The 21,226-nt window shown below is 66.9% G+C and carries 22 protein-coding genes and 1 tRNA gene; 16 read left to right on the top strand and 7 right to left on the bottom strand.

The window, feature by feature from the left end; translation table 11 throughout:
- Position 1: 1 nt before the first annotated feature.
- Complete coding sequence (locus V7Q39_RS01985; protein ID WP_333814590.1) at positions 2-289, bottom strand: YggT family protein; 288 nt, start codon at positions 287-289, stop codon at positions 2-4.
- 126 nt (positions 290-415) lie between these two features.
- On the opposite strand from V7Q39_RS01985, the gene V7Q39_RS01980 reads away from it, so the two are divergent.
- The 8 genes from V7Q39_RS01980 to V7Q39_RS01945 all read left to right on the top strand — a co-directional run bounded on the left by V7Q39_RS01980 (position 416) and on the right by V7Q39_RS01945 (position 7,397).
- Positions 416-952, top strand: a complete 537-nt coding sequence (locus V7Q39_RS01980; protein WP_333814589.1) for an acyl-CoA thioesterase — start codon at positions 416-418, stop codon at positions 950-952.
- 86 nt (positions 953-1,038) lie between these two features.
- Positions 1,039-2,409: an MFS transporter gene (locus tag V7Q39_RS01975; protein ID WP_333814588.1), complete on the top strand. Its 1,371-nt coding sequence runs from the start codon at positions 1,039-1,041 to the stop codon at positions 2,407-2,409.
- The gene (gene mepA / locus V7Q39_RS01970; protein ID WP_333814587.1) at positions 2,406-3,302 is read left to right on the top strand and encodes a penicillin-insensitive murein endopeptidase; all 897 of its coding nucleotides are present in this window, start codon (positions 2,406-2,408) and stop codon (positions 3,300-3,302) included. Before V7Q39_RS01975 ends, mepA begins: the two co-directional genes overlap by 4 nt.
- Positions 3,303-3,390: 88 nt before the next feature.
- The gene (locus tag V7Q39_RS01965; protein ID WP_333814586.1) at positions 3,391-4,011 is read left to right on the top strand and encodes a queuosine precursor transporter; all 621 of its coding nucleotides are present in this window, start codon (positions 3,391-3,393) and stop codon (positions 4,009-4,011) included.
- Positions 4,012-4,309: 298 nt separating this feature from the next.
- Positions 4,310-4,732, top strand: coding sequence for an alternative ribosome rescue aminoacyl-tRNA hydrolase ArfB (gene arfB, locus V7Q39_RS01960; protein WP_333814584.1), 423 nt, complete (start codon positions 4,310-4,312; stop codon positions 4,730-4,732).
- On the top strand, positions 4,729-5,631 hold the full coding sequence (locus tag V7Q39_RS01955) for a phosphotransferase enzyme family protein (protein ID WP_333814583.1): 903 nt from the start codon (positions 4,729-4,731) through the stop codon (positions 5,629-5,631). Before arfB ends, V7Q39_RS01955 begins: the two co-directional genes overlap by 4 nt.
- Positions 5,632-5,720: 89 nt before the next feature.
- On the top strand, positions 5,721-6,365 hold the full coding sequence (locus V7Q39_RS01950) for a DUF47 domain-containing protein (protein WP_333814581.1): 645 nt from the start codon (positions 5,721-5,723) through the stop codon (positions 6,363-6,365).
- A 9-nt stretch (positions 6,366-6,374) separates the two neighbouring features.
- Positions 6,375-7,397, top strand: a complete 1,023-nt coding sequence (locus V7Q39_RS01945) for an inorganic phosphate transporter (RefSeq protein ID WP_333814579.1) — start codon at positions 6,375-6,377, stop codon at positions 7,395-7,397.
- Positions 7,398-7,403: 6 nt separating this feature from the next.
- Here the strand turns inward: V7Q39_RS01945 and pncB are convergent, their stop codons facing one another.
- Together pncB and pncA are read right to left on the bottom strand one after the other, a co-directional pair.
- Positions 7,404-8,696 (bottom strand): nicotinate phosphoribosyltransferase, encoded by a 1,293-nt coding sequence (gene pncB, locus V7Q39_RS01940; protein ID WP_333814577.1) that lies wholly within the window; start codon positions 8,694-8,696, stop codon positions 7,404-7,406.
- Positions 8,697-9,305, bottom strand: a complete 609-nt coding sequence (gene pncA / locus V7Q39_RS01935; RefSeq protein WP_333814575.1) for a bifunctional nicotinamidase/pyrazinamidase — start codon at positions 9,303-9,305, stop codon at positions 8,697-8,699.
- A 99-nt stretch (positions 9,306-9,404) separates the two neighbouring features.
- On the opposite strand from pncA, the gene trhO reads away from it, so the two are divergent.
- The gene (trhO, locus tag V7Q39_RS01930) at positions 9,405-10,307 is read left to right on the top strand and encodes an oxygen-dependent tRNA uridine(34) hydroxylase TrhO (protein WP_333814574.1); all 903 of its coding nucleotides are present in this window, start codon (positions 9,405-9,407) and stop codon (positions 10,305-10,307) included.
- Between the two features lie 20 nt (positions 10,308-10,327).
- Here trhO and V7Q39_RS01925 read toward each other — a convergent pair whose 3' ends face one another.
- On the bottom strand, positions 10,328-11,350 hold the full coding sequence (locus V7Q39_RS01925) for an LLM class flavin-dependent oxidoreductase (RefSeq protein ID WP_333814573.1): 1,023 nt from the start codon (positions 11,348-11,350) through the stop codon (positions 10,328-10,330).
- Between the two features lie 262 nt (positions 11,351-11,612).
- Here V7Q39_RS01925 and V7Q39_RS01920 point away from each other — a divergent pair, with 262 nt between their 5' ends.
- Positions 11,613-12,095, top strand: coding sequence for a RidA family protein (locus V7Q39_RS01920; protein WP_333814572.1), 483 nt, complete (start codon positions 11,613-11,615; stop codon positions 12,093-12,095).
- A 389-nt stretch (positions 12,096-12,484) separates the two neighbouring features.
- Positions 12,485-13,345 (top strand): LysR family transcriptional regulator, encoded by an 861-nt coding sequence (locus V7Q39_RS01915; protein WP_333814570.1) that lies wholly within the window; start codon positions 12,485-12,487, stop codon positions 13,343-13,345.
- On the opposite strand, the gene V7Q39_RS01910 is transcribed toward V7Q39_RS01915, so the two are convergent.
- On the bottom strand, positions 13,346-14,074 hold the full coding sequence (locus V7Q39_RS01910) for an NYN domain-containing protein (protein ID WP_333814569.1): 729 nt from the start codon (positions 14,072-14,074) through the stop codon (positions 13,346-13,348).
- 121 nt (positions 14,075-14,195) lie between these two features.
- On the opposite strand from V7Q39_RS01910, the gene V7Q39_RS01905 reads away from it, so the two are divergent.
- Positions 14,196-15,179 carry an acyltransferase family protein gene (locus tag V7Q39_RS01905; RefSeq protein WP_333814600.1) on the top strand — a complete coding sequence of 328 codons (984 nt, stop codon included), beginning with the start codon at positions 14,196-14,198 and terminating at the stop codon, positions 15,177-15,179.
- Positions 15,180-15,296: 117 nt separating this feature from the next.
- On the opposite strand, the gene V7Q39_RS01900 is transcribed toward V7Q39_RS01905, so the two are convergent.
- Positions 15,297-16,430, bottom strand: coding sequence for an S-(hydroxymethyl)glutathione dehydrogenase/class III alcohol dehydrogenase (locus tag V7Q39_RS01900; protein WP_333814567.1), 1,134 nt, complete (start codon positions 16,428-16,430; stop codon positions 15,297-15,299).
- 96 nt (positions 16,431-16,526) lie between these two features.
- Between V7Q39_RS01900 and V7Q39_RS01895 the strand changes: the two genes are divergently transcribed.
- Positions 16,527-16,805 (top strand): I78 family peptidase inhibitor, encoded by a 279-nt coding sequence (locus V7Q39_RS01895; protein ID WP_333814565.1) that lies wholly within the window; start codon positions 16,527-16,529, stop codon positions 16,803-16,805.
- A 60-nt stretch (positions 16,806-16,865) separates the two neighbouring features.
- Here the strand turns inward: V7Q39_RS01895 and V7Q39_RS01890 are convergent, their stop codons facing one another.
- The gene (locus V7Q39_RS01890) at positions 16,866-17,309 is read right to left on the bottom strand and encodes a c-type cytochrome (protein ID WP_333814564.1); all 444 of its coding nucleotides are present in this window, start codon (positions 17,307-17,309) and stop codon (positions 16,866-16,868) included.
- A gap of 169 nt (positions 17,310-17,478) precedes the next feature.
- Between V7Q39_RS01890 and rpoN the strand changes: the two genes are divergently transcribed.
- The 3 genes from rpoN to V7Q39_RS01875 all read left to right on the top strand — a co-directional run bounded on the left by rpoN (position 17,479) and on the right by V7Q39_RS01875 (position 21,182).
- Positions 17,479-18,726: an RNA polymerase factor sigma-54 gene (gene rpoN / locus V7Q39_RS01885; RefSeq protein WP_333814563.1), complete on the top strand. Its 1,248-nt coding sequence runs from the start codon at positions 17,479-17,481 to the stop codon at positions 18,724-18,726.
- A 72-nt stretch (positions 18,727-18,798) separates the two neighbouring features.
- Positions 18,799-20,799 (top strand): hydantoinase/oxoprolinase family protein, encoded by a 2,001-nt coding sequence (locus tag V7Q39_RS01880; protein WP_333814562.1) that lies wholly within the window; start codon positions 18,799-18,801, stop codon positions 20,797-20,799.
- A 306-nt stretch (positions 20,800-21,105) separates the two neighbouring features.
- Positions 21,106-21,182, top strand: a tRNA-Met gene (locus V7Q39_RS01875).
- The last annotated feature ends 44 nt before the right edge of the window (positions 21,183-21,226 follow it).

Below are 21,226 nucleotides of genomic sequence, written 5' to 3'. Positions count from 1 at the left end.
CTCAGAGGAAGGCGGCGACGTTGTTCCGCAGGACGATCTGCAAGGCGTAGATCGCGATCAGCACCACCAGCGGCGCGAGGTCGAGGCCCCCCATCGGCGGCAGGATCCGGCGGACGGGGGTGTAGATCGGTTCCAGCAGCCGGTTCAAAGCATCCCAGATCTGGCGGACCAGCGGCTGGCGGATGTTCAGCACCTGGAAGTTGACCAGCCAGCTCATGATCACCTGCGCCAGGATCAGGAACTGCGCCACCTGCAGGATCAGCATCAGGATCTGGTAGAGCGAGGTCATCGGGCACTCCATCTGGATTTCGCCACAGGTAACGGCAGGACCGGCCAAGGGCAATGGCTTCCGCAGCGTTCCGCTTGACGAAGCGTCGATGCCGCGCCAGTCCGGGCGCGGAACCCGGAGGCCCAGATGTATCCTTTCCTGCGCATGTTCAAGGAACTGGCCCGCGCGAGGTCGATGCCGCCGCTCGGTCTTTTCGATACCCATGTCAGCCATCACTTGTGCTGGCCCTGGGACCTGGACCCCTGGGTCGAGTTGAATAACGGGCGCACGCTGACGATTTACGACCTGGGGCGCCTGCCGCTTGGTGCACGCACCGGCATCCACGGTATCCTGAAGGCGAAGGGCTGGGGGATGACGGTGGCGGGCTCTTCGATCCGCTACCGGAAGCGGGTGACGGTGTTCTCGAAGCTCACGACCTACAGCCGCTGCCTCGGCTGGGACGACCGCTTCCTCTACATGGAACAGTCGATGTGGAAGGGCCGAGACTGCACCTCGCAGGTGCTGATCCGGTCGGCCATCGTGTCGAAAGCCGGGATCGTGCCGCCGCCGGAACTGGCGAAGGCGGCAGGGGTTTCGACCGAAAGCCCGGACCTGCCGGGCTGGGTCAAGGCCTGGATCGCCGCGGATGCCACCCGGCCCTGGCCGCCCGAGCGCCAGGCCTGATCGGCGGTCGTCGCCACCCGGCATAGCCTTCGCTTGCGCCGCCCCGCGTTTCCGGGTTCACTTCGCTTAAAAAACAGGGGGCAGGCATGGCGAGCGCACGGCAGCGGATCTGGGGCTGGTATTTCTTCGACTGGGCCAGCCAGCCCTACAACACACTGCTTCTCACCTTCATCTTCGGCCCCTACTTCACCGAGATCGCCATCGGCTACTACCTGGGCGAGGGGCTTGACCCCGATGCCTCGGCCGCTGCGGCGCAAAGCTTCTGGGGCTGGGGCATCGCCGCGAGCTCCGTGGTGATCGCCATCCTTGCCCCGATCCTGGGGGCCATGGCCGACAGCACCGGGCGGCGGCTGATCTGGGTCTGGATCTTCTCGGCCTTCTACGTCGTGGGCGCCTGGGCGCTGTGGTGGGTCGCGCCCGGCGGTGAGCTCGACGTGCTGATCTGGGCCGTTGCGTTCTTCGGCATCGGCTTCATCGGGATGGAATTCGCGACCATCTTCACCAACGCGCTGATGCCCAGCCTGTCGGACCATGACGAGCTTGGCGCCATTTCCGGCTCGGGCTTCGCGTTCGGCTATCTCGGCGGGCTTGTCGCCCTTGTCGTCATGCTGGGCATCTTCGTGGCCAATCCAGAAACCGGGACAACCTATCTTGGCCTGCCCCCGCTGCTGGGCGAAGACGCGGAGACCCAGATCGGGACCCGGTTCGTCGGCCCGTTCACCGCGCTCTGGTACATCCTTTTCATGATCCCCTTCTTCCTTTGGGTGAAGGAACCCCGCACCGCCGCCGCGCATATCGGGCTTGGCCGCGCCATCGGACAGGTCAAGGAAATGCTGGTCTCGCTGCGCTACCGCGACAGCCTGAAGGCGTATCTTCTGTCCTCGCTTCTCTACCGCGATGCGCTGAACGCGCTTTATGCCTTTGGCGGCGTCTACGCGAAGGGCGTGCTGGGCTGGAGCATCGGGCAGATCGGAATCTTTGGCATCGTCGGGGCGGCGGCGGCGGTGATCGCCTCGTGGATCGGTGGCAAGATCGACCGGGCGCTGGGACCTAAACCTGTGATCGCCGCCTGCATCGTGGTGCTGATCCTCGTCTGCGCGGTGCTGGTCGGGATGACGCGCGAACAGGTCTGGGGCATTCCGCTTGACCCGGCGGGCAAGGCCTCGGACGACATCCTCTTCCTCTGCGGCGCGCTGATCGGCGCGGCGGGCGGCGCCTTGCAGGCGGCAAGCCGGACGATGATGGTGCGCCACACCACGCCGGATCGCGCGACCGAAGCGTTCGGTCTGTTCGCCCTGTCGGGCAAGGTCGCAAGCTTCATCGCGCCCGCGCTCATCGCGCTCGTCACCGGGATCAGCGGATCGCAGCGCATCGGCTTTTCGCCGCTGATCGTCCTGTTCCTCCTCGGACTGGTCCTGCTAGTCTGGGTCCGGCCGAAAGGAGAAATGCCCGCATGACCCTGACCCGCGTTTTCCTGCTGTCGCTGCTTCTTGCAGCGCCGGCTCAGGCCGAGAAGCTGGCCAACAAGCTGTTCGGGGCGATGCAGGCGCCCTCGGCCCAGGATGCCATGCCCATCGGCAGCTATGCCAAGGGCTGCGCCGCCGGGCTGGTGGAATTGCCCGAGACCGGGCCGACCTGGCAGGCAATGCGGCTGTCGCGACATCGCAACTTCGGCCAGCCGGTGATGGTCCAGTTCCTGATGGACCTTTCGGCCACGGCGCGCGAGATCGGCTTCGGCAAGGGGCTTTACATCGGCGATATCAGCCAGCCGCGCGGCGGGCCGATGACCTCGGGCCATGCCAGCCACCAGATCGGGCTGGACGCCGACATCTGGATGCTGCCGCCGCGCAGCCTGAGCCTGAGCGCGGCGGAACGCGAGGCGATCAGCTCGATCCCCGTCCGCTCGGCCGACCAGCGGTCGGTGACGGAGAACTGGACGAAGGTCCACCGCGAATTGCTGAAGCAGGCCGCGCTCGACCCGCGCGTCGACCGCATCTTCGTGGCGGCGGCGGTGAAGATCGAGATGTGCCGCACCGCCAAGGCCCGCGACAAGAAGTGGCTGCAGAAGATCCGGCCCATCGCCGGGCATGACACGCATTTCCATGTCCGCCTGAAATGCCCCAAGGGCGCGCGGCTGTGCGAGACGCAAAGCCCCACGGTGGCCGAGCTGTCGAAAGGCGGCGACGGCTGCGACGACACGCTGATGTGGTGGGTGACCGACTACCTGAACCCGCCGAAGGCCGATCCGAACAAGCCGAAGGACGAGGAAGCGCCCAAGAAGAAGGGGCCGCGCGAATTCACCATGGCCGACCTGCCGAAGCAGTGCAAAGCCGTGCTGGCCTCGGACTAGGTTGACTTGAGCTTTCCATCGGCATAGATCGCGCCCGCCCCCATTCCGGGGGCCAAGTCTCCGCGACCTTGTCAAAACGGAAAACCGAATGCGCATCCTTCTGCCCGGCGTCATCGCCATGGCGATCATCGTCGTCGCCTCGAACATCCTTGTGCAATATCCCCTGGGGGCCTTCCTCACCTGGGGCGCCTTCACCTACCCCTTCGCCTTCCTGGTGAACGAGATCGTGAACCGCTTCGAAGGCTCTGCCGCCGCCCGCAAGGTGGTGCTGGCGGGGTTTCTGACCGGGATCGTCTGTTCCTTCATCGGCACGCAGATCCAGGGCGAGTTCGGCCCGTTGGTCACCTTCCGCATCGCGCTTGGCTCGGGCACGGCTTTTCTTGCGGCCCAGCTTCTGGACATCACCATCTTCAACCGCTTCCGTCGGGGCCTGTGGTGGAAGGCGCCGCTGATCTCGCCGGTGATTTCCTCCACCCTCGACACCGCGATCTTCTTTACCATCGCCTTCTCGGCCACGCTGAGCCTTCTGGAACCCGGCGTCGATACCTCCTGGGCCACTCAGCCGGCACCGCTTCTGGGCTTTGGGTCCGAGGCACCGTTCTGGGTTTCGCTGGCGATGGGGGACTGGCTGGTCAAGCTTCTGCTTGCCGTGGTGGCATTGTTGCCTTTTCGATTGGCACTCGCGAAGCTTGCCACAAGGGTTGCGTGATTTGTTTTGACAAACACAAAATCTGTGTCACGCTCCCCCTATCGGCAACCATTTGAAAGGAGGTGATCCAGTGTCTAGAGTGATATTGGAGAGAGGTGTCGGGACAGTCGGAGGGCGTATTTTCTAAGGGCAGCCCCTGGAAAATAAACCACCGATTGGATTTGGATGCCTAACTGGCCCATCTCCTTGGATCTCGGAAAGGGTTGCCTGAGCAGGGCAACCCTTTCTCTATTTCTCCCGCCCCGATACACAATTCTTCTGCGAAGAATTGAGCCCGCCCTGTAACCCGATCTGACCCATGCTGCATGTCACCGAAACCCTTGCCATCGCCGAATGGGAACTCAGCGAAAGCTTCATGCGGGCCTCCGGCCCCGGCGGGCAGAACGTCAACAAGGTCTCGACCGCCGTCGAACTGCGCTTCGAGGCGGAAAGGTCGCCACATCTGGCGCCCGGCGTGAAGGCGCGGCTGAAGAAGCTGGCCGGACGGCGCTGGACCACCGAAGGCGCGATCGTGCTTCAGGTCGACGAAACCCGCAGCCAGGCCCGCAACCGCGACATCGCGCGGGAAAGGCTGGTCGAGATGATCCGCGCCGCGCTGGTCGCGCCGAAACGGCGGATCGCCACCAAACCGACGCTGGGCAGCCAGCGCCGCCGGATCGCGGCGAAGACCCAGCGGGGCGAGGTCAAGGCGCTGCGCGGCAAGGTGGGTGACGAAGAATGACTCCGCTCGAATCCGCCGCCCAGGCCTGGGGCGCCCGCGTCATCCGCACCCTGCGTGACCGCGAGAACCACGTCTGCGAATGCATCCTGCCCTCGGGAGACCGCGCCGCGCTGCGTCTGCATCGGGCGGGCTACCAGTCGTCCGCCGCGATCCGGTCCGAATTGTGGTGGTGCGCCGAACTGGCCCGCGCGGGCCTGCCAGTCCCCGCCGCCCTGCCCGCGCTGGACGGGCGGCTGCTGGTGCCGCTGGCCGATGGCCGCCACGCCTCGGTCATCGCCTGGATGGACGGCGAGGCTTTGGGCGAGGCGGCGAAGCCCTTCACCCACCCGCTGCCCGAGGTTCTGGACGCCTACCACTCCCTCGGCCAGCTTCTGGCCCGCGTTCACCGGACGACCGACCGGCTGGCCCTGCCCGACGGCTTCACCCGCCCGCGCTGGGATCTCGATGGCCTGGTCGGTGAGCAGCCGCACTGGGGCCGCTTCTGGGAGCATCCCACCGCCGCCCCAGACCAGCGCGCCGCCCTGATCCGCGCCCGCGATGCCCTGCGCGAACGCCTGTCCGGCGAACTCGGTCTGATCCACGCCGACGTCCTGCGCGAAAACGTGCTGGTGAACGGCCATTCGGTATCGCTGATCGACTTCGACGATTCAGGCTTCGGCTTCCGGCTTCATGACCTCGGCACCGCTCTGGTGCAGACGGTCTACCTCCCGGAGCAGCCGCAGCTTCGTGCCGCGCTGATGGCGGGCTATGGCACCACCGACGAAGCGATGGTCCAGGCCTTCACCCTGGCCCGCACGCTGGCCTCGGTCGGCTGGACCATGCCCAGGCTGCAAGCCGATGACCCGATTCACAAAAGCCACCTGGCCCGGGCCGTCATGGTCGCCAAACAGGTTCTCTGACCCGCGTGACACTCATGTAACAGATTGCGGAAACTTTTGTGAACGGCTAGTCGAAGCGCCGAACGCAAGTCCACGCCCGGAGAGTCGCCATGTTCAAGCTGATCAAGGCCATCATGCCGCGGTCGGACAATTTCTTCGACCTGTTCGAGGCGCAGGCCAGGAAGGCGCAGGAGGCGGCGCAGACCCTGCGGGCGATCCTCGACGGCGGTCCTGACACGGCAGACAAATGCGCGCGGCTGTCGACACAAGAGGAAGAGGCCGACCAGATCAGCTATGAGGTGATGCAGTCGATCCGCCGCAGCTTCATCACCCCCTTCGACCGGTCGGACATCAAGGCCCTGTCTTCGGCGATCGACGATGCCATCGACCAGATGAACAAGACCGGCAAGACCGTGGGTCTGTATGACGTAGCTAGCTTTCAGCCGAACATGCGGGCGATGGGCGACCGGATCATCATTCTGGCGAACATCGTCGCCGAGGCCCTGCCCCTGATGCGCGACATCGGCAAGAACTCCGGTCGCCTGCACCAGATGGTCGGCGAGATCGGCCGGATCGAGGAACAGTCGGACCAGATGTATGACACCGGGCTGAAGGACCTGTTCAAGTCGACGCCGAAGGACCAGGCGCTGGACTTCGTGATCGGGGCGGAACTGTTCGACCGGCTGGAAAAGGTCTGCGACCGTTTCGAGGACGTGGCCCATGTGATGGGCGACATCGTCATCGAGCATGTGTAGGGCATCGCGATGGATGCCGGAGCGATAACCTTCCTGCTGGTCTTCCTGATCGGCATCGCCTTCCTGTTCGACCTGCTGAACGGCATGCATGACGCCGCGAACTCCATCGCGACCATCGTGTCGACCCGGGTGCTGTCGCCCTTCGTCGCCGTGCTCTGGGCCGCCTTCTTCAACTTTTCCGCCTATTTCATCGGCCACCATTTCGGCTTTGAGGCAAAGGTGGCCTCGACCATCGGCACGGGCCTGATCGACCCCGACATGGTGACGAACGCGGTGATCTTCGGCGCGCTGATGGGGGCCATCGTCTGGAACGTGATCACCTGGCGGCTGGGCATCCCCTCGTCGTCCTCGCATGCGCTGGTCGGCGGGATCATCGGCGCGGGCGTGGCCAAGGCGGGCTTCCCGGCGATTGTCTGGGGCGGCTTGTCCAAGACGCTGGTTGCCATCGTCCTGTCGCCGGTCACCGGCTTTGTTCTTGGCATCCTTCTGGTCGTGCTGGTCAGCTGGCTGTTCCTGCGGGCGAACCCGGCCCGGACCGACGGGCTGTTTCGCAGGCTTCAGCTGATCAGCTCTGCGCTCTACTCGATCGGCCACGGGTCGAACGATGCGCAGAAGACCGCCGGGATCATCGCGGTCCTTCTGTACGCCAACGGCTATTACAAGGAATTCACCGTGCCCGCCTGGGTGGTGCTGTCCTGCTTCACCATCATGGGTATCGGCACCATGCTGGGCGGCTGGCGCATCGTGCATACGATGGGGTCGAAGATCACCCGCCTGACCCCGATGCAGGGCGCCTGCGCCGAAAGCGCCGGCGCGCTGACCCTGTTCGCGGCGACCTATCTGGGCGTTCCGGTCTCGACCACCCACACGATCACCTCCTCCATCGTCGGCGTCGGGTCCGCCCGCAGGGTGCATGCCGTGCGCTGGGGGCTGGCGAGCCGGATCGTCTGGGCCTGGGTCATCACCATCCCGGCGGCGGCGATCATGGGCGCGCTGTTCTACCGGATCGGCGAGCTGTTCATCGGCACCTGAGGGCAGTCAGACCAGAACCTCCTGCACCTCCTGCTGGCCTACCCCAAAGACCCGCTTGTAACGCTCGATCTCATCCTTCGGGCCCATCGCCTTGGCCGGGTTGTCGGACAGCTTCACCGTCGGCCGCCCGTTCGCCGACAACGCCTTGCAGACCAGGCTGAACGGCGCCAGCGCATCCCCGGCGACCAGCCCGCGGAAGTCGTTCGTCAGCATGGTGCCCCAGCCGAAAGACACCTTCACCCGCCCGTTGAACTGGGCATAGAGCTGTTCGATGGTGTCGACGTCGAGGCCGTCGGAGAAGATCACCAGTTTCTCGCGGGGGTCCTCGCCGCGGTCCTGCCACCAGCGGATCGCGATCTCCGCCCCCTTGGCCGGATCGCCCGAGTCGATGCGGATGCCGGTCCAGCCCGCCAGCCAGTCCGGCGCATTCTTCAGGAAGCCCTCGGTGCCGTAGGTGTCCGGCAGGATGATCCGCAGGTTGCCCTCGTGCTCCTCGTGCCAGTCGGCCAGCACGCGGTAGGGGGCCTGGCGCAGTTCCTCGTCCGAATTGGCCAGGGCACTGTAGACCATCGGCAATTCATGCGCATTGGTGCCGATGGCCTCGATGTCGCGGCGCATGGCGATGCGGCAGTTGGAGGTGCCGGTGAACTTGGCCCCCAGCCCCTCCTGCATCGCCTGGACGCACCAGTCCTGCCACAGGAAGCCGTGCCGACGGCGGGTGCCGAAATCGGCGATCTTCAGCCCGTCGATCCTGCGCAACCGCTCGATCTTCTCCCAGAGCCGGGTCATAGCGCGGGCGTAGAGGACCTGCAACTCGAACTTGCCCATGTCGTTCAGGACGGCGCGGGAGCGCAGCTCCATCAGCACCGCGAGCGCGGGGATTTCCCACAGCATGACCTCGGGCCAGGCGCCCTCGAAAGTCAGCTCGAACTGGCCGTCGCGCTTTTCCAGGTGATAGGCGGGCAGGCGCAGGCCCTCGAACCATTCCATGAAATCTGGGCGGAACATCTGCCGCTTGCCGTAGAAGGTGTTGCCGCGCAGCCAGGTGCTTTCCCCCCGCGTCAGCGAGACGGTGCGGACATGGTCCAGCTGCTCGCGCAGCTCGCCCTCGTCGATCAGGTCGGCGAGGCGGACCTTGGTGGAGCGGTTGATCAGCGAAAAGACAACATTGGTGTCCGGCTTGTTGCGGAAAATCGACTGGCACATCAAGAGCTTGTAGAAGTCCGTGTCGATCAGCGACCGCACGATGGGGTCGATCTTCCACTTGTGGTCCCAGACCCGCGTCGCGATATCCACCATTTACGCCTCCAGCGCGACGCCGGCCGCGCGCATCTTGTCCCGTGCCTCGGCGAGGGAGCCGTTCAGGTCGATGGCCCGCGCGGCGCCTTCCAGCACCGTGGCCTTGAAGCCCAGCCGCGCCGCATCCAGCGCGGAATAGGCGACGCAGTAGTCGGTGGCGAGACCGACCAGCGTCACCGCCGTTACCCCCCGGCTGCGGAGGTAGCCCTCCAGCCCGGTGGGGGTGCGGTGGTCGTTCTCGAAGAAGGCGGAATAGCTGTCGATCTGGGGGCGAAAGCCTTTGCGGACAATCAGTTGCGCGGGATCGGTGCGCAGGTCGGGGTGGAACTCCGCCCCCTTCGTGCCTTGGACGCAATGGGTCGGCCACAGGACCTGCGGGCCATAGGGCATCCGGGTCAGGCTGAACGGCTCGGCCCCCGGATGGTTCGCCGCGAAGGAGGCGTGGTTCGCCGGATGCCAGTCCTGCGTCAGGACGACGGTCGCGAAATCCCCCATCAACCCGTTGATCCGGCTGATGATTTCATCCCCCCCCGCCACGGCCAGAGCGCCGCCGGGGCAGAAGTCGTTCTGCACGTCGATCACGATCAGCGCATCGCTTGCAGGTCTCATAGCGGCCTCCCCCGGGGTCATCCCCCTTGGTTAGGTCCGGGGGCGGGGTGCGTCAAGCGAAGCGCTTGAAATTCCGCGATCTTGGGCGCAAAGGAGGCCATGCTGACCGTTGCCGCTTTGTATCACTTCACCCGCTTCCCCGACCCCGCCGCGCTGAAGCCGGGGCTTCTGGAGGTCTGCGTGGCGCTTGGCGTGAAGGGCTCGCTGCTGCTCGCGCCCGAGGGGATCAACGGCACCATCGCCGGGACGCGCGAAGGTGTGGATGCGGCGCTGGCAGCGGTGCGGGCCTTGCCGGGATGCGACGGGCTGGAGTGGAAGGAAAGCTTCGCGGATTCAATGCCTTTCGGGCGGATGAAGGTGAAGCTGAAGCGCGAGATCGTGACCATGGGGCAGCCGGATGTGGACCCCTTGGCGCGGGTGGGGAACTATGTTTCGGCTGCGGACTGGAATGCGCTGATCAGCGATCCCGAGACCGTGCTGATCGACACCCGCAACGATTACGAGGTCGCCATCGGCACCTTCCGCGGCGCGGTGGACCCCGGCACACGGGCCTTCGGCGAGTTTCCCGACTGGTGGCAGGCGAACCGCGAGCGCTTTGCGGGCAAGCGGGTGGCGATGTTCTGCACCGGCGGCATCCGCTGCGAGAAGTCGACGAATTATCTTCTGGGACAAGGGGTTGACCAGGTCTACCACCTGAAGGGCGGCGTCCTGAAATACCTGGAAGAGGTGCCGGAGGCGGAAAGCCTGTGGCAGGGGCAGTGCTTCGTCTTCGACGACCGGGTGTCGGTCGGACATGGGCTCAAGCCGGGGGGCCTCAAGGTCTGCGGAGCGTGCCGGAGGCCGGTGGTGGCGGAGGATCAGACCTCTCCGGTCTACGAGGAAGGGGTCTGTTGCCCGGCCTGTGCGGGGGAATATTCCGAAGCGGACCGGGCACGGTTTCGGGAGCGGCATCGCCAGATGTTGTTGGCTGCGAAGAGAGGCACGCTACATCTTGGGGCGTAGGATGGTCAATATTGCCCATCCTACGGGAGTTCGCGCACCATCGGGATGACCTTCTCGCCGTAAAGGCGGATGCAGTCCATCAGGTCGGAATGCGGCACCGGGCCGGTGGAGTATTTCATGTCAAACCGCTGGATCCCGAGGGTTTTCACCGTCTTCGCGATCTTCCGCGCCACCGTCTCGGGGCTGCCCACGTAAAGCGCGCCATGGTGGACTTCGGCGAGGTAGCGGTCCTTCGTCACCGGCGGCCAGCCACGCTCGGCCCCGATGCGGCCGAACATCTCGGCATAATGCGGCCAGAGCTTCTCCTGCGCCGCTTCGTCGGTTTCCGCCACGAAGCCGGGGGAATGGACGCCGATGGGCCGCACCGGTTTGCCCAACTGGGCGCAGGCGCGGTGGTAGAGGTCGACGTAAGGCGCGAAGCGGCTGGCGTCGCCGCCGATGATGGCGAGCATCAGTTGCAGGTCCTGCCGCACCACCCGCACCACGCTTTCGGGTGAGCCGCCGACGCCGACCCAGACCGTCATCGGCTGGCCGAGCGGCGGGAAAACCTGCTGGTTTTCCAATGCGCTGCGCGTCTGGCCGGACCAGGTGACACGCGGCTCGCGCAGGAGTTTGGCGAAGAGGTCCAGGCGTTCCTCGAAAAGCTGGTCGTAGTCGTGCAGATCCTGGCCGAAGAGCGGATAGCTTTCGGTAAACGACCCGCGCCCGAGGATCGGCTCGGCGCGGCCGTTCGACAGCGCGTTGAGCGTGGAGAAGCGCTGGAAGACGCGCACCGGATCATCGGTCGACAGCACCGTGACGGCGGTGCCGAGCTTGATGCGATGCGTGCGCCCGGCGATGGCCGCCAGCACGATCTCGGGCGCGGAGATTGCGAAATCGGGGCGGTGATGTTCGCCCAGGCCGATGAAATCAATGCCGATTTCGTCGGCGAGCGTGGCCTGGTCCAGCACCTCGCGCAGAACGCGGTCCATGCTTTGCGGCTGGCCGTCGGGGCCGACCGAGACATCGCCGAACGTATCGAGGCCAAGGGAAATGGGGGTCATGGGAAGCTCCTTTCCGGCCAAGGTAGGGAGAGAGCCGCGACAATTGAATGCGGATTTCGAGAGAGGGGCGGTTCGGCGGCGCACGGGGCGGGCCAAGTGCCTGCGGACGCGGGATTAATTGGCCGGAGCAGGGATAGTTCCGGCATCGGGAGCCGGTATGGAATGCATATGGCTTCCATACATACGCGCGCATGTCCCGGAACCGATTCACCATGGCGGCGAATCGGCAGGCCGGGGCAGGATGGCGGGGAAGGAGACCGACATGACATCACCCGAGAAACTGGCCCTGCAGATGGGCCTCGACATCCCCGACTTCGACCGCGACGGCTATTACGGCGCGGATTACGGCACGATGAAGCCCTTTCACCGGGTGGGGAGCCTTCTGTTCCTGTCGGGCCATGTGGCGCAGAGGGGCGTGGAGATCACCCACAAGGGCCGCCTCGGCCGGGATGTGACGGTGGACGAAGGCTATCAGGCGGCGCGGCGCACGGGGTTGAACGTGCTGGGCGGCATCCGGCAGGCGCTGGGGTCGCTGGACCGGGTGAAGGGGATCGTGCGCAGCCTGAACTTCGTGGTCTGCACACCGGAATTCGAGGAGGTGCATAAGGTGTCCTCGGGCCTGTCGGACCTGTTCGTCGAGGTCTTCGGGCGCGAGCGTGGACTGGGGGGCCGCGCGACGATCGGGGTGATGGCGCTGGCGAACGGCGTCTGCTTCGAGACCTGGGTCACGGTCGAGGTGGAATAGGCGCCTTCTCCCGGATGGGGGAACGACTTCGGCCTCTCCTCGCAGATGGCACCTGTGAGGAGTGACGACGTCGCGGGCGAACAATCAGGGGCAAGTGGCTTGCGGCTTGCCGTGAGGCGACGCGGGCTTGCGGAGCAGGGCCATGGCGCGGGCCAGGACTGCCTGCCACTTCGCGCGTCGCCCGGCGCGAAGGTCGTCCAGATGCGCGGCCCGATGATGCGCGTGGATGTCCCTGGACCGACCGTCGGGATGATGCGGGCCAAGGTGGAGAAGATCGAGGTTCACGCCGTGCATCGCTTTCGTCCCGTAGCAGAATGGCACTATGGTAATGCCACGAAAGCTGCGATGATCCGACTCAGGAATTTCCTTCGGACGAAAGGTGATCTTACGTGTCGCGCTGGCGTGATCTGCCCTCGCTTTCGGCCCTGCGGGCCTTCGACGCCACCGCGCGGCACGGCAGCTTTGCGGAAGCCGGCCGGGTGCTGAACGTCACCCATGCGGCGGTGACGCAGGCGGTGCGCGGGCTGGAGGGCGAGCTGGGCGTGGCGCTGGTGCGGCGGGCGGGGCGGACGGTCAGCCTGACGGAGGCGGGGGCGCAGCTGGCAAAGGCGCTTGACGAAGGGTTCGGCACCCTGTCGAACGGCATCGCGGCGTTGCGGCAGGCCGAGACGCGGCGCGTGTTGCGGGTCGCGACGACCACCTTCATCGCCGAGACCCGGGTGATGCCACACCTGCCGGAGTTCTGGGCGCGCCACCCCGAGGTGGAGGTGGCGATGTCGCCCAGCCCGACCTCGGTCGATCTTCTGCACGACGGCTATGACATGGCGATCCGGGTGCTGGACGACGACGGGACCGCGCCGCCCGGCCTGGAGGTCCGGCCTTTGATCAGCACGCCCATCCTCGCGGTCTGCGCGCCGGCGCTGGCGGGGATGGACCCGGCCGAGATTCCCTGGCTCGACGGGCCCGGCAGCGCCTGGGACAAGGAACAGCTGCGCCGGGCGGGGCTGGATCCTGACCGGCTGAAGCGGGTGCAGCTGGGCAGTCCGCACCTGGAGATGTCGGCGGCACGGCAGGGGCTGGGGGCGATGCTGGCGACCGAGATCGTCTGCGAGGCCGACCTGAAGGCCGGACGGCTGGCGGTGCTGCCCATCCACGGCCTGCCCTCTGTCACCTATGCCGTGGTCCTGCCGAAGGTCCCCCGCCGCCCGGCGGTGGACCAGTTCGCGGACTGGCTGGCGACGATCTTCTGACTAGGCCTTGTCGCGAACCATCAGGTGGTTGCCCTCGCCCTTCTGCACGTCGAAGCGTCCGGTGCGTTTCAGCAGGTCGGAAAGCTTTGCGCTGCCGTAGCTGCGGCTGTCAAAATCGGGGTAGAGCTGCACAAGGACATTGCCGAGCTGGCCGAGGGAATAGCTGTCCTCCTCGATGCCGATCTTCTTCATCGCCGCGAGGATCAGGGGAATGGCCTTCGAGGGCGCGTCTTTCTCGGCCCTGATGGGCTTTGCCGGGGTCGGCGCATCGGCTGCCGTTTCCGGGGCCGCGGTCAGATTTTCCAGGAAGATGAACCGGTTGCAGACGTTGCGCAGGCTTTCCGGCGTCTTCTTCTCGCCCACGCCGATGACCTGCAGCCCGTCCTCTCGGATGCGGCTGGCGAGGCGGGTGAAATCGCTGTCGGAGGAGACGAGCACGAAGCCATCGACCTTGCCCGCGTGCAATATGTCCATCGCGTCGATGACGAGGCCGATGTCGGAGGCGTTCTTGCCCTTGGTGTTGGCCGACTGCTGGTGCATGACCAGGCCCAGGCTGCGGGCCTTTTCCTTCCATTGCGCCAGCGCGGAGGAGGACCAGTCGCCATAGACGCGGCGGACCGAGGGTTCGCCCAGGCCTGCGATCTCGTCCAGCACCGCCTCGATATGGCGGGCGGGGATGTTGTCGGCGTCGATCAGGACGGCAAGGCGAGAAGAGCGGGGATCGGGCATCTTGGCCTCCGGTTTCCGCCCCTTTGTGGCCGAGGTGCAGCCGCAAGGAAAGCGCAATCGCTTGGTTGACTTGGGAAGAGCGGGGCGGACAACATTGCCGGGGCAGGCAGGGACGGTGCGGATGATCGGTGGGTTGCAGATGCTGCGCGGCGTGGCCGCGACCCTGGTCGTCCTGTTCCATCTGCAGGCTGCATCGGTCGCCGAGGGGCACGATCCCGGCCTTCTGCGCTGGTTCCAAGGCGGCGAGGTCGGAGTGGACGTGTTCTTCGTCCTGAGCGGCTTCGTGATCTTCCATGCGGTGGAGGGACGCCGCCACCTGGGGCCGGGCTGGTTTCTGCGCCAGAGGTTCTGGCGGATCGTGCCGCCCTATTGGGCGGTGCTGGCGCTGACGCTGCTGGCGCTGGCCGGACATGGCCTGATGCAGGGCGACTGGTCGGAATGGCCGGGTTCCTGGCGGATCCTGCTGTCGGTCTTGCTCCTTCCGCTGCCGGACCAGGTGATGGCGGTGGCCTGGACGCTGACGGTCGAGGGGCTGTTCTATCTGCTTTTCGCCGCGACCTATTTCCGCTTCGGGGCGCGCGGGGCGGTTGTCGCGCTGGCGCTGTGGTCGCTGGTCACGTTCGGCCTGACGCACCTGCAGCTGAGGTTGCATCCGGCCTTGGGCGTGGTGCTGTATTCCGGCGTGATCGAGTTCCTGTTCGGTGGGCTGATCGCGCTGGCCATCTCGGCAGGCTGGCGGGCGGGGGCGGTCCCCGCGCTGGCGCTGGGGACGCTGGGCTTGGCGGCGGTCGTGTCAGGCGTCAGCCTCGACTGGGGTCGCGCCTGGGTGGCGGGGCTTCCGGCGGCGGCTCTGGTCTATGGGCTGGCGGCGGGGCGCTGGCGCGTGCCGGACTGGGCGATGATCTGGGGTGAGGCGTCTTATCTGCTGTACCTCTTGCACCTGCTGGTCTTTTCCATCGCCGGAACGCTGTTGCGGAAGGCCGGGGTGGAGCCCTATGGCTCGCTTGCCGCGACGCTGGGGCTGGGTGTGCTGTCGATTGCGGTCTCGGTCGCCGCGACGCTGTGGCTGGAACGCCCCTACCGGCGCTGGACGAAGGGGCGCTGAGGGTCAGCGGCGGGCGCGCCGGAGGCCGTCGCCCGCAGCAGAGAGGCTTCCGTTTTCGTCATCAAAGACATCTGTGAGCGGGGCCGGTCAGGAGAATGACAAGCCCCGCCCGGCGCCTCAGTACACCACCACGGCGCGGATCGACTTGCCCTCGTGCATCAGGTCGAAGCCCTTATTGATGTCCTCGAGCTTCAGGATGTGGGTGATCATGCTGTCGATCTCGATCTTGCCGTCCATGTACCAGTCGACGATCTTCGGCACGTCGGTCCGGCCGCGGGCGCCGCCGAAGGCGGTGCCTTTCCAGACCCGGCCCGTGACCAGCTGGAAAGGCCGCGTCTCGATCGTGGCCCCGGCGGGCGCAACGCCGATCACGATCGACTGGCCCCAGCCGCGGTGGGTGCATTCCAGCGCGGCCCGCATCACCTTGACGTTGCCGGTGCAGTCGAAGGAATAGTCCACCCCGCCGATCTTGTCGAAAGGCGTCCTGGTCATCCCGACGATATGGGCCACCACGTCGCCGCCCTCGATCTTGGTCGGGTTGACGAAATGGGTCATGCCGAATTTGCGGCCCCATTCCTCTTTGTCGTCGTTCAGGTCGACGCCGATGATCTTGTCGGCCCCGGCCAGTTTCAGGCCCTGGATGACGTTCAGCCCGATGCCGCCCAGACCGAAGACGGCGGCGGTTGCGCCCTGTTCCACCTTGGCGGTGTTCAGCACAGCGCCGACCCCGGTGGTCACGCCGCAGCCGATGTAGCAGATCTTGTCGAAGGGCGCGTCATCGCGCACCTTGGCCAAGGCGATTTCCGGCAGGACCGTGTGGTTGGCGAAGGTCGAGCAGCCCATGTAGTGATGGATCGGCGTGCCATCCAGCATCGAGAAGCGCGTGGTCCCGTCCGGCATCAGCCCCTTGCCCTGCGTATCGCGGATCGCGGTGCAGAGGTTGGTCTTGCGGGACAGGCAGGAGGGGCATTCGCGGCATTCCGGCGTATAGAGCGGAATGACGTGATCGCCGGGATTCAGCGTCTTCACGCCGGGGCCGCATTTCACCACCACGCCTGCGCCCTCGTGCCCGAGGATCGAGGGGAAGATCCCTTCGGGGTCTGCGCCAGACAGCGTGAACTCGTCGGTGTGGCAGATGCCGGTGGCCTTGATCTCGACCAGAACCTCGCCCTCTTTCGGGTCTTCGAGGTTCACTTCCATGATCTGGAGCGGTTGTCCGGCGGCGACGGCGACGGCTGCACGAGTGCGCATCTGGTTTTCCTCCCTTAAAGATTTTCCGGAACCTGTGCCAAACTCGGGCGTAAAGCAATGATGGATTCGATGTCCAAGGCACGAAGGATGGACGCAATGAAACATGCCTTTCCCCTGCTCGTCTGCGCCCCGCTGCTGCTGGCGGCCTGCGTGGAGACGGTGCCGATGACGCCCCCCGACCCGATGGCGAGCTGCGGTGCGGACCGGTTGCAGTATCTGGTCGGACGACCGGGCGTGGTGCTGGACGGGATGCGCTTCAGCCAGGACGTGCGGGTGATTCCGCATGGTTCGGCGGTGACGATGGACTATAGCCCGAACCGGCTGAACATCTGGCTCGACCGCCGCGACGTGATCGAGCGCGTGACCTGCGGCTGAGCACCCACATGAGACGGCCCCGGCCTTGCGACCGGGGCCCTAGCATCCTGCCGGGGCAGGTCAGTTCTTCATGACGCGATAGCTGGTGTGGCAGTCCTTGCAGGCCCCGCCGAGCGCGCCCATCCCCGCCTTCAGCGTCTCGGCCGAGGCGACGTCCAGCGCGCCGGCGGCATCGCTTGCAGCATGGGCCTTCTTCAGGAAGTCATCCCAGTTCGCCCAGATTTCCGGCTTGGCCTCCGAGGCGGGGTCGGCGGCGCCTTCGTCCCTGAAGGTGGCCTCGATCTTGCCGGTCGCCTCGACCAGCGCGGCCTTGGCGGCTTCGGCGGCGGTGGCATCGAAGGCGGCCTTGCCACCCGCCATGTCACCGATGATGCCGATGTTCTTGCCGATGGTTTCCATCAGCTCTGCCCGCGCGATGGCGTTGGGATCGGTGCGTTCCTCCTCGGCGAAGGCGGCCCCTGCGGACAGGACCGCACCGATGATCAAGGCTTTGGCAAACTTCATGTACTGGCTCCCTGGCTGGCTATGACGCAGCCACTATAGGCATGGCATTCCATCGCGACAGCCGCGGCAGTTGTGCTCTCACGCACTTGTCATCTGCGGCGCTGCGGCAGCCATCGGTCCGACACCCCGGCCCTTGCGGCAAGGCGCGGTCCGTGGAAACCATTCGGACATGAAATCCAGAACCCGCATCTCGGTGCACCAGACCCAGCGCATGGCGCTGACCACCGGGCTTGCGACCTCGATCCGCATCCTGCGTGCCGATGCGGCTGGCTTGAGCCGCTATCTGGAAGAACAGGCGGCGGAGAATCCGCAGATCATCCTGACCCGTCCGCAGGTGCAGGAATGGCTGCCGCGCTGGAAATCGGCCTTCGGGTCCGATGCCGAGCGGCCCGAGCAGGAAGCGGCGGGGCCAAGCCTCGTCAGCCATGTCCTGGGCATGATCGAGGCGCTGCGGCTCGACCCCGCAGAGGCCCGGATCGCGATGGCGCTGGCCGAGGCGCTGGAGCCCGCCGGCTGGATCGGCCAGACGCTTCCGGCGATTGCCGGGCAGCTGGGCGTGGCCGTGCCTGCGGTGGAAAGCGTGCTGCGCCGCTTGCAGGAGCGGGCCGAGCCGACCGGGCTTTTCGCCCGCAACCTGGCCGAATGCCTGCGGCTGCAGGCCGAGGAGGCGGGGGAACTCGACGCGCCCATGGCGGCGCTCCTGTCCCGGCTGGACCTGCTGGCCAAGGGCGAGATCGAGCGCATCGCCCGCGAGGCAGGGCTGGAACTGGCGGACCTGCGCCAGGCCTTCGCGCGGCTGCGCAGCTATGACCCGAAGCCGGGCGCGGGGTTCGAGGTCAATACCGCCCCGGTCCGCGAGCCCGACCTGATCGCCGAGAAGGGCACGGCGGGGTGGATCGTGTCGCTGAACCGCTCGGCCCTGCCCTCGGTCTCGGTCGCCGAGGGTCGCGGCAAGGGCCGGGCCGAGGCGCGGGCGCTGATCCGGATGATCGAGGGGCGGAACGCCACGCTTCTGTCGGTGGGGCAGGACATCCTGACCCGGCAGACCGCCGCGCTGGAACACGGTCTTGGGGCGCTGGTGCCGATGACGATGGCCGAAGTGGCCGAGGCGCTTGGCCTGCATGAGGGCACGATCAGCCGGGTGGTCGCAGGCACGGCGGTCGACACGCCGCGCGGCACATGGTGGCTGCGGGCTCTGTTCACCCAGGCCGCGCGCGAAGGGGGGCCGGCGGCAGGCGCGCTGCGCGACCGGCTGGCGAAGCTGGTGGCCGAGGAGGACCCGGATCACCCCCTCTCGGACGATGCCCTTGCCACGGCTCTGGCCGAGGGCGGCGCGCCCATCGCCCGGCGCACTGTCGCGAAATACCGCACGATGCTGAACCTGCCCCCGGCCCATCGGCGCAGGCGGCGGCACTGATGTCGCTTCCGGGGCTGACAGCGGCGTGAAGCTGCACTAGCTGGCAGGAAGCGGAGCGGGTCAGGGGCGAATATGGCGATCTTTCTGGGTGTCGATACCGGGGGCACCTATACCGATGCGGTGATCCTGGACGAGGCGGCGAATACCGTGCTCGGCAAGGCCAAGGCGCTGACCTCGCGGCACGATCTGGCGGTGGGGATCGGCGAGGCGGTCGATGCGGCCATCGCGGCGGCAGGGGTCAGGGCGGCGGAGGTGGCGCTGGTGTCGCTGTCGACCACTTTGGCGACGAATGCACTGGTCGAGGGCCAGGGCGCCCGGGTGGCGCTGGTCTTCATCGGCTTCGACGACGCCGACCTTGGCCGCAGCGGCCTGACCGAGGCCTTAAAGGGCGACCCCGTCGTGAAGCTGCCCGGCGGCCATACCCATGCCGGGACCGAGGTCACGGCGCTGGACCTCGGCCTGCTGGAGCTGATGGTGCGCGAACTGGGCGACGAGGTCTCGGGCTTCGCCGTCGCCGCGCAATTCGCCACCCGCAATCCCGCGCACGAGATCGCCGTGCGCGACCTGATCCGCCGGGTGACGGGGCGGCCCGTGACCTGCTCGCATGAACTGTCGGCCAACCTGAACGGCCCGAAGCGCGCGCTGACCGCCGTGCTGAACGCCCGGCTGATCGGGATGATCGACCGGCTGGTCGCGGCCTGCGAGCGGCATCTGGTGCAGATCGGCATCGACGCGCCCTTGATGGTGGTGCGCGGCGACGGGGCGCTGATTTCCGCCGCCATGGTGCGGGAACGGCCGATCGAGACCATCCTCTCCGGCCCCGCCGCCAGCATCGTGGGCGCGCGCTGGCTGACCGGCGCCTCGGACGCGCTGGTCAGCGACATCGGCGGGACGACGACCGACGTGGCGCTGCTTCGCGACGGGCTGCCCGAGATCGACCCGCAGGGCGCGCGGGTGGGCGGCTTCCGCACGATGGTGGAAGCGGTGGCGATGCGCACCACCGGCCTTGGCGGCGACAGCGAAGTGCATCTGGTGACGGAAGGCCTGAAGGGCGGCCTGCGGCTTGGCCCCCGGCGGCTGATGCCGGTCTCGCTTCTGGCGGTCGAGCATGCCGGGATGGTCCATGCGGCCCTGGACCGCTGGCTCTCCAGCGAGGCGGTGGGCGAGATGGACGGCCGGTTCGTCGTGCCGATGTCCGGCCAGCGCGGCGGGCTTAACGCGCGCGAACTGGCGGTGCTGGACCGGATCACCCAGCCGATGACCATGGCCGCTGCGCTGACGTCGCGGCTGGAGGTCGCGGCGCTGGAACGGCTGGTCGCGCGCGGGCTGGTGATGATCTCGGGCGTGACGCCCTCGGATGCGGCGCATGTGCTGGGGCGGCTGGACAGCTGGGATGGCGCGGCGGCGGAAAAGGCGCTGCGGCTGATCGCCAAGCGCCGCACCGGGGCGGGCGAGCGGTTCGCCACAGGCCCGGAGATCCTGGCGCAGGCCGTGGTGGACCAGCTGACGCAGCAGACGGTGGACTGCCTTCTGGAAGCCGCCTTCGGCGAGGATGCGGGCTTCGCAGGCGAGGCGCCGGAACCCCTCGCCCGCCACGCGCTGACCAAGGCGGGGCTTGCCCGGCACAGGGGCGTGCTGGAGGTCGATGTGAAGCTGGGCGTCCCGGTGATCGGCCTCGGCGCCTCGGCCCCCTCCTACTATGGCGCGGTGGGGGAGCGGCTGCATTGCCGGACGATCCTGCCGGAACACGCCGGGGTGGCGAACGCCATCGGCGCGGTGGCGGGGCAGGTCAGCCAGCGCTCGACGGGCACCGTGTCATCGCCCGCCGAGGGCCGCTATGTCGCGCATTTGGCGGACGGGTTGCAGAGCTTCTCCACCCCCGAGGCCGCGCTTGCCGCGCTGGAAGCCGCGCTGGTGGCCGACGCCTCCGCGCGCGCGCGGGAGGCCGGGGCCGTGGACCTGCGCGTCACCGTGGACCGCGAGGTGAAGGAGGTCGAGATCGAGGGCCGGACGATGTTCATCGAGGCGCGGGTGACGGCGACCGCCTCGGGCAGGCCAAGGGTGGCGCGTTAGGAAATCCGCTCGTCGTCTCCTTCGTCGCTTGTCTTATGCTGATTGTGGGCATCTGAGGTAGTTTCTGAGCCGCAGCCCGCCGGTGCGCTCTGGCGGGCCGTGGCGGCGGCTGGGTCCATCTTCACTGGGTCGTTTCGGAACCGTCGAGGAGCAGGACCAGCCGCCGTCTTTCCCTGGAGGCCGGAACGGATACTCCTCGCTCACCACGCACCCGACGAGAAGACGCAGTCGCACGAGGAGGACCGGCCCGCCGCCGCCGATTCACCCTTGACCTCTCCCCGCCGCGCCCTTAATCCGCCCGCCAGTGGCTAGGTAGCTCAGCTGGTTAGAGCGTGCGACTCATAATCGCAAGGTCGAGGGTTCGAGTCCCTCCCTCGCCACCACCTCCTCTTCCGGACAGCATCCGCGAACACCCTGCGTGGCAAGG

Source organism: Tabrizicola sp. (assembly GCF_036781545.1).
Taxonomy (GTDB): domain Bacteria; phylum Pseudomonadota; class Alphaproteobacteria; order Rhodobacterales; family Rhodobacteraceae; genus Tabrizicola.
The sequence above is the reverse complement of the archived record's forward strand: the minus strand, read 5'-3'. Positions and strand labels throughout refer to the sequence as shown.

What these genes read in the sequence shown, in the direction of transcription:
- V7Q39_RS01985 (WP_333814590.1), bottom strand. Translation starts at nt 289, where the DNA reads ATGACCTCGCTCTACCAGATCCTGATGCTGATCCTGCAGGTGGCGCAG.
- V7Q39_RS01980 (WP_333814589.1), top strand. Translation starts at nt 416, where the DNA reads ATGTATCCTTTCCTGCGCATGTTCAAGGAACTGGCCCGCGCGAGGTCG.
- V7Q39_RS01975 (WP_333814588.1), top strand. Translation starts at nt 1,039, where the DNA reads ATGGCGAGCGCACGGCAGCGGATCTGGGGCTGGTATTTCTTCGACTGG.
- mepA (WP_333814587.1), top strand. Translation starts at nt 2,406, where the DNA reads ATGACCCTGACCCGCGTTTTCCTGCTGTCGCTGCTTCTTGCAGCGCCG.
- V7Q39_RS01965 (WP_333814586.1), top strand. Translation starts at nt 3,391, where the DNA reads ATGCGCATCCTTCTGCCCGGCGTCATCGCCATGGCGATCATCGTCGTC.
- arfB (WP_333814584.1), top strand. Translation starts at nt 4,310, where the DNA reads ATGCTGCATGTCACCGAAACCCTTGCCATCGCCGAATGGGAACTCAGC.
- V7Q39_RS01955 (WP_333814583.1), top strand. Translation starts at nt 4,729, where the DNA reads ATGACTCCGCTCGAATCCGCCGCCCAGGCCTGGGGCGCCCGCGTCATC.
- V7Q39_RS01950 (WP_333814581.1), top strand. Translation starts at nt 5,721, where the DNA reads ATGTTCAAGCTGATCAAGGCCATCATGCCGCGGTCGGACAATTTCTTC.
- V7Q39_RS01945 (WP_333814579.1), top strand. Translation starts at nt 6,375, where the DNA reads ATGGATGCCGGAGCGATAACCTTCCTGCTGGTCTTCCTGATCGGCATC.
- pncB (WP_333814577.1), bottom strand. Translation starts at nt 8,696, where the DNA reads ATGGTGGATATCGCGACGCGGGTCTGGGACCACAAGTGGAAGATCGAC.
- pncA (WP_333814575.1), bottom strand. Translation starts at nt 9,305, where the DNA reads ATGAGACCTGCAAGCGATGCGCTGATCGTGATCGACGTGCAGAACGAC.
- trhO (WP_333814574.1), top strand. Translation starts at nt 9,405, where the DNA reads ATGCTGACCGTTGCCGCTTTGTATCACTTCACCCGCTTCCCCGACCCC.
- V7Q39_RS01925 (WP_333814573.1), bottom strand. Translation starts at nt 11,350, where the DNA reads ATGACCCCCATTTCCCTTGGCCTCGATACGTTCGGCGATGTCTCGGTC.
- V7Q39_RS01920 (WP_333814572.1), top strand. Translation starts at nt 11,613, where the DNA reads ATGACATCACCCGAGAAACTGGCCCTGCAGATGGGCCTCGACATCCCC.
- V7Q39_RS01910 (WP_333814569.1), bottom strand. Translation starts at nt 14,074, where the DNA reads ATGCCCGATCCCCGCTCTTCTCGCCTTGCCGTCCTGATCGACGCCGAC.
- V7Q39_RS01905 (WP_333814600.1), top strand. Translation starts at nt 14,196, where the DNA reads ATGATCGGTGGGTTGCAGATGCTGCGCGGCGTGGCCGCGACCCTGGTC.
- V7Q39_RS01900 (WP_333814567.1), bottom strand. Translation starts at nt 16,430, where the DNA reads ATGCGCACTCGTGCAGCCGTCGCCGTCGCCGCCGGACAACCGCTCCAG.
- V7Q39_RS01895 (WP_333814565.1), top strand. Translation starts at nt 16,527, where the DNA reads ATGAAACATGCCTTTCCCCTGCTCGTCTGCGCCCCGCTGCTGCTGGCG.
- V7Q39_RS01890 (WP_333814564.1), bottom strand. Translation starts at nt 17,309, where the DNA reads ATGAAGTTTGCCAAAGCCTTGATCATCGGTGCGGTCCTGTCCGCAGGG.
- rpoN (WP_333814563.1), top strand. Translation starts at nt 17,479, where the DNA reads ATGAAATCCAGAACCCGCATCTCGGTGCACCAGACCCAGCGCATGGCG.
- V7Q39_RS01880 (WP_333814562.1), top strand. Translation starts at nt 18,799, where the DNA reads ATGGCGATCTTTCTGGGTGTCGATACCGGGGGCACCTATACCGATGCG.